12 protein-coding genes are annotated in these 11,051 nt (G+C 37.1%); 7 read left to right on the top strand and 5 right to left on the bottom strand.

What is annotated here, in order from left to right:
• Together AAX04_RS12615 and AAX04_RS10915 are read right to left on the bottom strand one after the other, a co-directional pair.
• A partial coding sequence (locus AAX04_RS12615) for a nucleotidyltransferase domain-containing protein (protein ID WP_162270145.1) occupies positions 1-265 on the bottom strand: 265 nt, incomplete at its 3' end.
• Complete coding sequence (locus AAX04_RS10915; protein ID WP_066798191.1) at positions 216-599, bottom strand: HEPN domain-containing protein; 384 nt, start codon at positions 597-599, stop codon at positions 216-218. The genes AAX04_RS12615 and AAX04_RS10915, both read right to left, overlap by 50 nt.
• A gap of 129 nt (positions 600-728) precedes the next feature.
• Between AAX04_RS10915 and AAX04_RS12545 the strand changes: the two genes are divergently transcribed.
• The 4 genes from AAX04_RS12545 to AAX04_RS10900 all read left to right on the top strand — a co-directional run bounded on the left by AAX04_RS12545 (position 729) and on the right by AAX04_RS10900 (position 3,358).
• The gene (locus AAX04_RS12545) at positions 729-851 is read left to right on the top strand and encodes a hypothetical protein (protein WP_255363640.1); all 123 of its coding nucleotides are present in this window, start codon (positions 729-731) and stop codon (positions 849-851) included.
• Entirely contained in the window at positions 829-1,239 is a 411-nt protein-coding gene (locus AAX04_RS10910) for a hypothetical protein (RefSeq protein ID WP_066798188.1), read from the top strand. The genes AAX04_RS12545 and AAX04_RS10910 overlap by 23 nt, the downstream gene beginning before the upstream one ends.
• Positions 1,240-1,361: 122 nt before the next feature.
• Positions 1,362-2,510, top strand: coding sequence for a mandelate racemase/muconate lactonizing enzyme family protein (locus AAX04_RS10905; RefSeq protein ID WP_066798186.1), 1,149 nt, complete (start codon positions 1,362-1,364; stop codon positions 2,508-2,510).
• Between the two features lie 155 nt (positions 2,511-2,665).
• The gene (locus AAX04_RS10900; protein ID WP_066798185.1) at positions 2,666-3,358 is read left to right on the top strand and encodes a helix-turn-helix domain-containing protein; all 693 of its coding nucleotides are present in this window, start codon (positions 2,666-2,668) and stop codon (positions 3,356-3,358) included.
• Here AAX04_RS10900 and AAX04_RS10895 read toward each other — a convergent pair.
• From AAX04_RS10895 to AAX04_RS10885, 3 genes are all read right to left on the bottom strand, one after another.
• Positions 3,338-4,303 carry a Gfo/Idh/MocA family protein gene (locus AAX04_RS10895; RefSeq protein WP_238377869.1) on the bottom strand — a complete coding sequence of 322 codons (966 nt, stop codon included), beginning with the start codon at positions 4,301-4,303 and terminating at the stop codon, positions 3,338-3,340. The genes AAX04_RS10900 and AAX04_RS10895 overlap by 21 nt on opposite strands.
• 5 nt (positions 4,304-4,308) lie before the next feature.
• Positions 4,309-5,535, bottom strand: coding sequence for an extracellular solute-binding protein (locus AAX04_RS10890; protein ID WP_066798182.1), 1,227 nt, complete (start codon positions 5,533-5,535; stop codon positions 4,309-4,311).
• 140 nt (positions 5,536-5,675) lie between these two features.
• The gene (locus tag AAX04_RS10885) at positions 5,676-6,923 is read right to left on the bottom strand and encodes a substrate-binding domain-containing protein (RefSeq protein WP_066798180.1); all 1,248 of its coding nucleotides are present in this window, start codon (positions 6,921-6,923) and stop codon (positions 5,676-5,678) included.
• Between the two features lie 283 nt (positions 6,924-7,206).
• Between AAX04_RS10885 and AAX04_RS10880 the strand changes: the two genes are divergently transcribed.
• The 3 genes from AAX04_RS10880 to AAX04_RS10870 are packed head-to-tail and all read left to right on the top strand — an operon-like array spanning position 7,207 to position 10,826.
• Positions 7,207-8,766 (top strand): sugar ABC transporter ATP-binding protein, encoded by a 1,560-nt coding sequence (locus AAX04_RS10880; RefSeq protein WP_162270144.1) that lies wholly within the window; start codon positions 7,207-7,209, stop codon positions 8,764-8,766.
• Between the two features lie 56 nt (positions 8,767-8,822).
• Entirely contained in the window at positions 8,823-9,836 is a 1,014-nt protein-coding gene (locus AAX04_RS10875; protein ID WP_066798177.1) for an ABC transporter permease, read from the top strand.
• A 3-nt stretch (positions 9,837-9,839) separates the two neighbouring features.
• Positions 9,840-10,826: an NAD(P)-dependent oxidoreductase gene (locus tag AAX04_RS10870; RefSeq protein ID WP_066798175.1), complete on the top strand. Its 987-nt coding sequence runs from the start codon at positions 9,840-9,842 to the stop codon at positions 10,824-10,826.
• Positions 10,827-11,051: the final 225 nt, after the last annotated feature.

Genomic DNA, 11,051 nt, shown 5'->3' with positions numbered 1-11,051 from the left:
GGGATAGACCACCAGGCTTTAATCCCCTAATCCTAAGCATTAACTCTCTTTCATCAGGAACCTTCCTAAACACCACAGCAACATCATAATCACTGTAAGGCATGTAATCACCACGAGCCCGGGAGCCAAAGAGCACAATAGTACTACCTGGATACTCACTGGATACCCTGGACACGAACCCACGCAGCAACTCACCGCCTTTACTAATGCTCTCACTAAGGATTTTTAGCAACTGATCTAACCCACTCGATGATTCTCCTTGCATACTCAACACACCTCCTAGCCGTCTCATCATTATAAACCCTAGGCTTCCTACCTGGATACCTAGATAGTGTATACTCACCACTCAATGCGTCAGCATAGACGTATAACTCAATGGGGAAATCAAATCCAAGGGACTTAATGACCCTGAGTAGTTCAGCCAGGTCGTGAGTAAACGGGTGTGTTCCCGCCTTAGCGACAATTAGGCCCTTAAGGTATAACTCGGCGGCTTGTTGCGATTCGAAGCATGATAACCAGTATAATCCATCATTTACGTGCCTCTCAGCATCCATGAAAAACGCATCCGCCTTCTCAACCCACTCACTTGGTATTATCATTTATGCATAGTTGTACAGGTAGTACTTAAATAAGCATTATCGCGGAGGACACCGCATTGCGTTAATATGAAATCAAGGTTTTGGGCAAGGTTTATTAAACCGTAGTGGCCACTACATGCTTGGTAGGGCATGGGTAATGAGGTAATATTGACTATTCTACCGCCGGAGCTTGTTGAGGATGTGGAAGAACTTATACCAACCATCTTATTACCGGAGGAGGTGTTGGGTAGTGGTTCTGAGACTAAGGATTAGGGTGTGTTATGGCGATAAGTGCGTGGAAGGCCTTGGAATAGCCAATAGCGGTTTTGCTGGGAGAGAGCCGGAGGTTGTGCTTCCTCAGGAGCTCGTGAGAGAATTACTAGGGGAGGGGCCCAACGTAGTCCTGATCGAGAGGGTGCTAGCTGATGGTAGTAGGGTCTTCCTACCGAGGCTAACGGATCCCCTTGATATATACGTAATAACCGAAGATAGGGTCGAGGGACCCGTGAAGGCGTACGCCTACATAACTAGGGGCAGGTTTATATTACTAAACGACGCCCTACTCAGTAAATTACGCATCGTAATACTTGACCCATTTGAGGGCGTGTGGTGTTTTAAGGATGAGCTTGGTAGGATGGAAAGGAGAGAAACGGCTTCTTAACCATATCTAACACAACCTAAGGATTACCCGCATTGTCCTGGATAAGAGATGGAGTATTGATAATCAGCGATCATAATATGTTAGTTATAATATTTATAGGCATGCCATTGTTAAGTCCCACCATGCAGATCAAGGATGTGGTTACCTACGTTGGGAGGGCATTCGTTGGTAAACCCGTGACTGGCTTTAGGGGTCCTTATGAGGAGGTTGCATCAAGGATTAGCCAGGGGTTTACGGCTGTCTATGTTAAGATTATTACTGACGATGGACTTACTGGTTGGGGCGAGGCAATAGCGAGGGAGGCGCCGTCAGCGACTGCCTCGATAATTAATGAATTATTTAAGCCAATGCTCATTGGCAAGGATCCACTGGATACTGAAGTCCTTTGGGAGGAGTTGTTTACGGCAATGAGGATCAGGGGACACCACGCTGGCTACTACGTAGAGGCATTATCAGGCGTTGACCTGGCCCTTTGGGATCTTAAGGGTAAGATACTGAGCAAACCGGTACATAAGTTACTCGGTGGTACATTTAGGGGTGAGGTTAGGGCATACGCATCCTCTGTGGTCTTCATGAGCCCTGAGGACACTGTTAAGGAAATCGAGAAATTATTGGAGCAGGGGTTTAGGTACATTAAGGTGAAGATTGGTAGGGGTTACGATATTGATAAGTCCGTGATAAAGGCAATAAGGGATTCGCTTGGGAATGAGGTTGAGATAATGGTTGATGCCAATACGGCATACAATGTCGCCACCGCAATAAAGGTCGGCAGAATGCTTGAGAAGTACGATGTGGTATGGTTCGAGGAACCAGTACCACCAGACAACCTGGAAGGCTACACCAGGGTTGCTAAGGCCCTGGACATACCCATAGCGGGAGCCGAGACCTTATTCACGAAGTACCAATGGCTCGAATTCATGAGCAGGGAAGCCATAGACATAGCAATGCCAGACATAGCAAGGGTGGGCGGAATAACAGAGTTACTGAGGATAAGGGCATTGGCAGACTCCTTTGGGATACCGATGACATTCCACGTTGGATTATCTGGCGCAGGATGCAGAGCAGCAACTCTTCAATTCATAGCGGCAACACCAACAAACACACTCTTCACACCAGCCTATGAGTACTACTATGTCGAGAAAAATCCATTAGCATACGAAATAACCAAGGAACCAGTGGAAAACTTCAGGGGCGATTACGTAACAATACCAGGTAAACCCGGCCTAGGAGTAGAGATAGACGAGGAGAAACTGAGAAAATACACAACATAATAAACATAATAGTTAAAATTATAAGGGCTTCTGAGAACCATAGTTATAGTCATTATTTGAATCACAGTTTAATTTCTATTCAATTTTCTATTCAATAAAAATCATTATTAATTAAGTGAGTAAAATTTAATAAGTAATTGATTTAAGTTGGAACAATGGTTTTAAAATTATTAAAGTTAGTGCTTCAGCATAATGATTGGAGTAAGTATCTACAAGAATTTCCTGGAAGTAAATATATAATTATTAACTCATTACCATTACCTTCCAAAGATACCATACAGGCCTTAGTTAAATTAGAAACATCAAATAAAGATCTTATGAAAACGATACTTAAGAAAATTAAGGAACATTCACGTACTAAAAATGTGGAGGTCTTAAATACATACTCGGCAAAAAATCACACTATGGCAATTTTTAAAGTGATAACAAACTATAAAGGTAGTATCACTGAGCAAATTATTAATTATAATAGTAACCATGACCATAAGGTATTGACCTACCAGGAATATGGTAAAAATGGATTAGAATACTGGAGTATTTTAATTTATAATAGATATATCAATGATTTTGTACATATTCTAAATGAGCATGCGGAGATTATATCATTTAATTCTTTTGATGGTGATTTAATCCTCAATCATTATTTTAAATATTCACTTACACCATATGAGTCATATGTATTAAAAGTAGCTTATAAATTAGGGTATTTTGAATGGCCTAAAAAAGCTACTTCCGAAGATATAGCAAAAATATTGAATATAAGTAAATCTACCTTTACTCAAATTTTACGGAATGCACTTCGAAAGATTATAGCGAAGGAGTTATTATTATATAATGATTTTTCCTAGATTTGCGTTCTTCTTTATGGTGTTAAGTATATAAAAGGTCCTTACGGCATCTTTCATCGTTGAAAGTGGTTGTTTTTTATTTACTAAGACTTCATCTATAAAGTAAGAAACTATATTATAAAATGTTTTTTGGAAGTCTATCGTTCTTGATTGATAATAACTAGCTGGTTGCTGATATGTTAATGATTCCATAGAGTTGAAAGTAAATACCCCCTTTTCAAAGAATACTTTAACCATCCATGTCCAAGATGTTGGTGTTAAATCGTCGCAACACCATCCGCTTAATATTTGCGCTGCCGTTCCGTTTTTAAACTTAAGTATTACTATTGCTAAATCATCTACATTTTTATATTTTGAGTACGATACATTATCAACATAACCCACTAAGTATTCAATATCACCAAATAGAAACAATAATGTATATATTAGATGATAAGCTTGAGTTATTAGTGTACCATGATATCTTTTTGCTACTTCTTCATCGATCTTATGGAAAATGCTTGCAAATGCAAAGATAGGTCTTCCTAGTTCGTTATTAGTAATAATCTCCTTAAGGTGCAAGATTTGTGGTGTATAGATATAATTATGAACGGGCATACATACTACGTTATATTTCTCACATGTTTTATTCATAATTTCGACTTCTTCTACTGTAAGTGCTGGTGGTTTTTCTACAAGGACGTGTTTCCCAGCCTTAGCTGCCTGAATGGTTTGAGGAAAATGATCTTCATCTCGACTAGTTATAATTACGGCATCGACATCTTTATCGTTACATAAATCCTCAAATGATTTATAAGCCTTAACACCATAGATACTGGCTATTTCCTTAGCTCTTTCATAGGAGTGAGAAAATACTCCAACAAGCTTTCCATGTTTTGATCGTAAAACTCCCTGTATATGTAATCGTGATATTTCTCCTAAGCCTGAAATCGCAACGTTCACCATAACAATCACTCAATCGTATTATACCTCTCTAAATATTTAACCTTATCATAGGCAATTTTTAATCCCTCCTCCGCGTTTAATTCACCTCTAATTACCTTATTAAGTAATGGCCAAATTATTTCTGAAAACTCTCTCCATCTAGCTATCTTTACAGGTAAGTAGCTTTCCTCAATTGTTCTTCTATAAAGATCTAATCTAGATATCTCAAAGGCATTATTCTCTTTTTTAGCATCATTGATTAATTTCGTAAAAACACTCTTTCGAGCTGGTAAAAATCCCTGAGCCTTACACTCAAAATGCTGATTTTCATTTGACGTTAAAAATAATACAAAAGTCCCGGCAAGATTAGTATTTCTACTCCACTTTATTACGCTTAATCCATGAGATCCACCATAAACAAATCTCCCACCCTTACCATAAGGATATAATGCCAAGCCGAGATCCCGCCATACTAATGATTGACTAGGATCTTTATATACATAATCCCAACCTGGCCAATCGAAGACCATAGCGGTCTCGCCATTCTTAAATGAGCTACTTACATCATCGTAAAAGAAATCTGGAGTATTAGGATGCGTTACTTTATACTTTAAGTGTAAATCTGCCATAAATTGTAAAGCTTCAATTCCTTCCTGCGAATAAAAGGTAAACGAGCCATCTTTATCTACAATCTTACCGCCAAATGAGTGAAGAAGTTCCATAAATCTACCAACTACAGCATGACCTTTTGCAGCGAATGCATATGCATATTTTACAGGAAGTTCATTAATGCGCTCCTTGATTCTTATAGCGACCTGCAAGAAATCATCCCATGTTCTCGGTAAATCTAAACCTAGTTTATTAAATACTGACACCCTGTAATGTAATAGGCTAACATCAATAAACCTAGGAGCTATAAGAAATTGATCATTTATAATTGTCGACAGCTTTAAAGGTTCAAGTAAATCATCATATAACGCTCTTGCATTATCTCGATCAATACTAAATAAATCCGCATACAAATGATAATACGACCTAAGAAAACTAGTATGTGACGATATAATATCAACATTCTCATTACCCTTAAGTTTATCTTTAAATGAATTGAGCTCTGGATGAGAAAAAAGATGCATAATTTGAACCTTAACGCCATATTTATATTCAAATTCTACTATCTTTCTGTATAGAACTTCATAAGGTTCAAATCCTTTGCCTCCTATTAGCACAGCCTTAAGTATAGGTGCAGAAGCCATAATAATCTTTAAAATTATTTTTAGTTTTTAAAATATATATCCTAACATGTTTGCTATTTCCCTAGTAATTAAACCTATTATAGGGAATAAAAATCAATAAAAATTATGATAATTTTAATTTTAGTATCTTATTTTGCTTTTTAATGGAACCCTGTGGCAACAAATGACTGGTCAGACCCTGCAGGTACTGGCCATGGTGAATATAAAGCAGGTGGCGGTGGTACTAAGCCTGAATTGGATTGGCAATCATATGCATAATATGGTGGAGCCTGTAGTGCTGGGTTTTGTGGTGTTAATTGCTGTGCCAACAATAATAAATAAGTTGGAGGCGGTGCTATGTGGTCTAATATCATAGAATACGTTGCATTGCATGAGACAACAATATATGTTGGTGTATTTATCGTCGCATTAGCGGGTAGATTTAATTGGCCAGTGTATATGTAATATCCTGCCCACACAGCCCAATAACCCATTACGAATGGTGTTTGTTGTATACTCATAAGAACGGTCCCATTACTTATCAATGCTAACCACTCTGGTAATTGTGCATCAAATCCTAATACTGGGACCTTACCTGGACCAAAACCAACTGATATACCATCCGCCCTTAGCGCCTCAACGTTAGCAATTGCTGTTAATAAGTTAGAGTCCAAATATGCAGTAACTGATGTACCATATTTAGGAACTATAGAACTTATGGTTGCATAAGCCTGAGCCTGATCATCCTGGTTTGCTTGAACGACTGTGAGTATTTGTGCCGTCCCATTTTGAACAAGAGGTTGGAGAACATCTTCAAATCCCACGGTTCTCAGATAGAGGGTTTCAACACCAGGTAAACCAGTTACTATAACAAATTTCCATGGTGTAGGTACGTGCTGCTGACGTAAGTAACTTAGGAATGATTCTAATTCTATCTCAGCGGCTAAAGTATTGTTAGTACCCAAATAGAGATTTCTAGCAGCCTTATTTGGTACATCTCTATCAACCAATATTACTATTACCCCTTCTTGTTTAAGCTTAAGTAATTCCCCTTGGACGGCATCGGTGACAGTACCTATTACAATTATATTCGGATGCAGCGCTTCCGCTTGCTCTAACTCCGATATCTGTTGACTAACTGTTGTAGCGTCGAACTCTTCGTATACTACATTATAACCCATTGATCTAAGTTGTTGTACAGCAGCTTGCACACCCTGTGTGACTAAGTTATACCAGAAGTTAGCTGGTGCTGGGTTAAAATAGAATATCACAATAGTTTTATTCGTAGTTGGAGTCGGTGTAGTAACAACTACCGTCTTCGGTTTTATTGAAGCAAAATACCCAGCTACTGCTGCAAGAGCTACCACTACTATAATCAACCCTATAGATATTAATTTCCAGTTCGTCATCAATTGAATTACTTAGCAATAGGGTAATAAGTATAAATCCCAACTTGTTTGATGTTCTTACACTGGAAAAATAAAAGCACTTTTACTGTTTTTATTTCGATAAGGTAGGCAAGAATTGTTGGTGGTTGGTTGACTGATAGGCTTGATAATAGGATTTGTCCGTCCCCATGCCTCAGCCCCTATCCCTACCCGGCACCATATCCAAAACATCATTACTTGGTCTTTTCTCATAACAGGTTTGGAATAAATTTTATAAAGAATCATCGATATTTAAATGCAGCACATGAACGAACAAAATTTCCTGCTTATTGCTGAAGGAATTACTAAGATATTTCCAGGAGTTGTAGCGCTTGATAATGTTTCTTTTGATTTAAAACCTGGAGAGATTCATGGATTACTTGGCCAAAACGGTGCAGGCAAATCGACATTGCTAAAAATATTATACGGATATTATGCACCTGACAAAGGCCGTATTATAATTAAAGGCAATGAAGTTAAACTAAAGACTCCGCGTGATGCACGTAATCATGGAATTTCATTTTCAACACAAGAAGTTACGTTACTTCCTCATTTGACAGTACTCGAAAATATAATGCTACTTGGTTCTTATTGGAATAAAGAGTTTTCATATTTTAATAAAGAAAAAATATTAGATTATGTACTCGAACTTATAAAAGAATATGGAATAGAAATAAATCCTAATGAAAAAGTACGTTACTTAGGTACTGCGAATAAAATGATCGTTCAAGTACTTGCTTCACTAAGTATGAATGCTGATATATTTCTTTTTGATGAACCAACAAGCCCATTATCTCCATATGAAGTGGAGAAAATATTCAATTTAATAAATATGCTTAAAAGTAAAGGTAAGGGTGTCGTGTTCGTAACCCATAGAGTAGATGAAGCATTAAAAATTTGCGATAGAATTACAGTTTTAAGAAATGGAAAGAAGATCGGTACAGTAGATGCGCATAAAACTAATGAGGAAGAACTTATAGAAATGATGCTTGGGACTCAAATTCATGAATTTTATTTTGTGAAAGAAGGAAAAGAAATGAAGGAAATAACAAAAATTGAAACCCCACTAATAGAACTCAGAGGCATTTATTCAATACCCACAAAACCAACAGAAGTTCCTTTAAGGAATGTGAATTTAAGAATTTATGAAAATGAAGTTGTTGCAGTATTTGGAATAATTGGTGCTGGAAAAACAGAATTAGGGAAATTATTAATAGGTATTACAAAAATGGCAAGAGGCGATATTTACTATAAAGGTAAGAAAATTAAAATAAAGTCACCAGCCCATGCACTGAGTAAATATGGAATATTTTATTTGACGGAGGATAGAAGGGCTGAAGGTATAATACCTCTTCTTTCAGTTCTTGCAAATATGTCGATATCAGCCTTTAAAAATGTAAGTTTAGGTGGTATTCTAATAAATGCTTTTAAAGAGAGAGAACTCGGCACTAGGTTCGTCAAGGAGTTAAATATAAAGGCTCCCTCACTTTATGTGAGAGCTTCTAATTTAAGTGGTGGAAATCAGCAAAAGGTACTGTTAGCTAGAGCGTTAATGACCAGCGCTAAGTTATTAATCATCGATGAGCCTACAGTGGGTATCGATATAGGTACTAAGATAGAGATTAGAAGAATAATTCGTGAGATTTCTTCGAAAACAGGTATTTCAGTGTTAGTTCTCACTAGTGATCTTGATGAAGCTTTAGGTATTGGTGAAAGAGTATACTTTATGCATAACGGAACTATAGTAAGTGAGTATACTAACAACAACCCAGATGAAATTCGCAGAAAAATAATTAGTGATTTCTCGAATATTGTTAAAAAATAATGGTACCAAATTTGTTAGGAATAACCTTTTAATTCCAAAGCGCATCAATAATTGTAATGTCCACGACTGAAAAGGAGGAAGAAATTGTAGTGGTAAAAGGCAAACGTAAAAGTCCACTTAGAGCGTTTTTAGATTTCTATAATACTCATGATCTCGCAAGACCCTTGCTGCCATTCATCGCAATATTAATAGCCGCGATATCTATATCACCTGAATACTTCCTTGCGCCAACAAATCTAAAGGTTTTACTTTACCAAACATCGCCGATAGCTCTTTTAGCATTAGGTGAAGCTTTAACAATAATAATGGGTTCCATAGATTTAACTCCTGGTTCTGTTGCTGGTTTTGCTGCATTATTTACTGGTTTGATTACGCTCAATTCAGGTAATGTTCCATATGCTATTGCATTAACATTACTAGTCACAACTGCCATTGGTGCACTTAATGGTTTTTTGGTTGCAAGACTTAAAATATATTCCTTCATAGTTACTTTAGCTGGGCTTGAAATATGGAGAGCAGTTGATTTAAGCATAACTGGCGGTTCGCCAATATATGGATTATATCAATATGGCTTTTTAATGCAGGACTTTCATACCTTCATACCTTTAGTATTTATAATAACTCTTATCGTGTATGTAGTCTTTCTCTTTATTTTAATGAGAACAACATGGGGTAGAATTATATATGCTATTGGCAGTAATGAAGAAGCTGTACATTTATCAGGAACTCATGCAAGCCTTGCAAAGTTTTTAGCATTTACAGTTGCTGGTTTCTTATATGGAGTAGCTGGAATTATGCTAATAGCCACTAGTGCGTACATTGTTGATCCTTGGACAGCTTACGGTTATGAATTATACGCCATAGCTGCTGCTGTCATTGGTGGTATAGCATTAACTGGCGGTACTGGACACCCTATAGGGCCTTTATTAGGGGCTTTTGTATTAACAATATTAACGAATATTTTAATCATAATGGGATATACACAGTATACTATTCAAGAGATCATAATTGGCATTATATTAATTGCCGCAGCACCTGCACTGACTCGCGGTCTAAGGTGGGTGAAATAAGTTATGCCGGCAATAATGATTACGGGCTCTAGTGGTCAGATTGGTCGTTTCGTCATTGAAGAATTAATAAAAGGCAATTATGAGTATGATGTTGTAGCATTCGATGTGAGATTTGACCAAGAACTTATTAATATATCAAAGGTAACAAATAAACTTAAACTTGTTTATGGCGATATAACGAATATAGAAGAACTAATTGACAGTATTAAAAAATATGATGTAAAAAGAATAATACATTTAGCTGCATTAGTACTTCTCGAATCAAGAAATCGACCATTAAAAGCAGTCAAAGTAAATATGCTTGGTACTGCTAATATATTCGAGGCAGCTAGACTTATGGACTTAGAACGCGTTGTTTATGCAAGTTCTGAAGCGGTATATGGGTCGCCGGTTAACTATAATTCAAAGGCAGTAAATGAAGACATTATTCCAATGCCACCGCCAGATCCATACCCTATATCCAAATTTATGAATGAAGCATATGGAATATTCTATAGAAACTACTATGGGTTAGATATTTTAGGTGCGAGATTAACATCGGTATGGGGACCTGGACGTTATACGGGATATACAGGACAATTTAATGCATTTCTTAGAGATTTAATAATTAAGGGTGAGTCCGAAGTCCCTGCTGATTTTGCGTATATAGATGCAAAATTAAGATGGTTATATGTTAGAGATGGTGCTTTAGCATTCATACATTTGGCTTTGGTTAATAAACAATATGTAAAAAGACCCATATACAATATCGGCAGTAAAAAGCCCTGGAATATCATCGATATGCTGAATATCATTAAAGAGGTTTTGCCAAATAGCAAGGTTCATTTCACGCCACTAAATAAACCTACAGAAACTTCATCAAGAATACCCGGACCTGCTGGGCTTGATGTTGATTGTTCAAGATTATATCAAGAATTAATGTTTGAGGAAAAATATGGACTAAAAGGTGGGTTATTAGATGTGATAGAATATGAAAAACAACATAGCTAGGAGCACAAAAAACACCAGCAATAAAACAGCTAGAATTAAACTTGTTAGAAGAAACATTAAAGATTCAGTCCAGTTAAGTAAAAGCTGATGCGCATATTCAGACTAATAAATGGAGGGGCTGTGTCGAGTTTTGTGGTTTTGGATGGTAGGGTTTTTGTTTTGATGGTTGATCCTGTTACGGCTTTGAAGTTGCATTATGAGGGTAGGCAGGTGCCGTTGGGTCCT

This window comes from Caldivirga sp. MU80 (genome assembly GCF_001663375.1).
Lineage (GTDB): Archaea > Thermoproteota > Thermoprotei > Thermoproteales > Thermocladiaceae > Caldivirga.
Note: the sequence above shows the minus strand (reverse complement) of the source record. Positions and strands in the feature narration are given on the sequence as shown.

Coding starts and splice junctions, on each gene's coding strand:
- AAX04_RS10885 (WP_066798180.1), bottom strand. CDS start 6,923: ATGACGAACTGGAAATTAATATCTATAGGGTTGATTATAGTAGTGGTA.
- AAX04_RS10915 (WP_066798191.1), bottom strand. CDS start 599: ATGATAATACCAAGTGAGTGGGTTGAGAAGGCGGATGCGTTTTTCATG.
- AAX04_RS10900 (WP_066798185.1), top strand. CDS start 2,666: ATGGTTTTAAAATTATTAAAGTTAGTGCTTCAGCATAATGATTGGAGT.
- AAX04_RS10870 (WP_066798175.1), top strand. CDS start 9,840: ATGCCGGCAATAATGATTACGGGCTCTAGTGGTCAGATTGGTCGTTTC.
- AAX04_RS10880 (WP_162270144.1), top strand. CDS start 7,207: ATGAACGAACAAAATTTCCTGCTTATTGCTGAAGGAATTACTAAGATA.
- AAX04_RS10890 (WP_066798182.1), bottom strand. CDS start 5,535: ATGGCTTCTGCACCTATACTTAAGGCTGTGCTAATAGGAGGCAAAGGA.
- AAX04_RS10875 (WP_066798177.1), top strand. CDS start 8,823: ATGTCCACGACTGAAAAGGAGGAAGAAATTGTAGTGGTAAAAGGCAAA.
- AAX04_RS12545 (WP_255363640.1), top strand. CDS start 729: ATGGGTAATGAGGTAATATTGACTATTCTACCGCCGGAGCTTGTTGAG.
- AAX04_RS10905 (WP_066798186.1), top strand. CDS start 1,362: ATGCAGATCAAGGATGTGGTTACCTACGTTGGGAGGGCATTCGTTGGT.
- AAX04_RS10895 (WP_238377869.1), bottom strand. CDS start 4,303: ATGGTGAACGTTGCGATTTCAGGCTTAGGAGAAATATCACGATTACAT.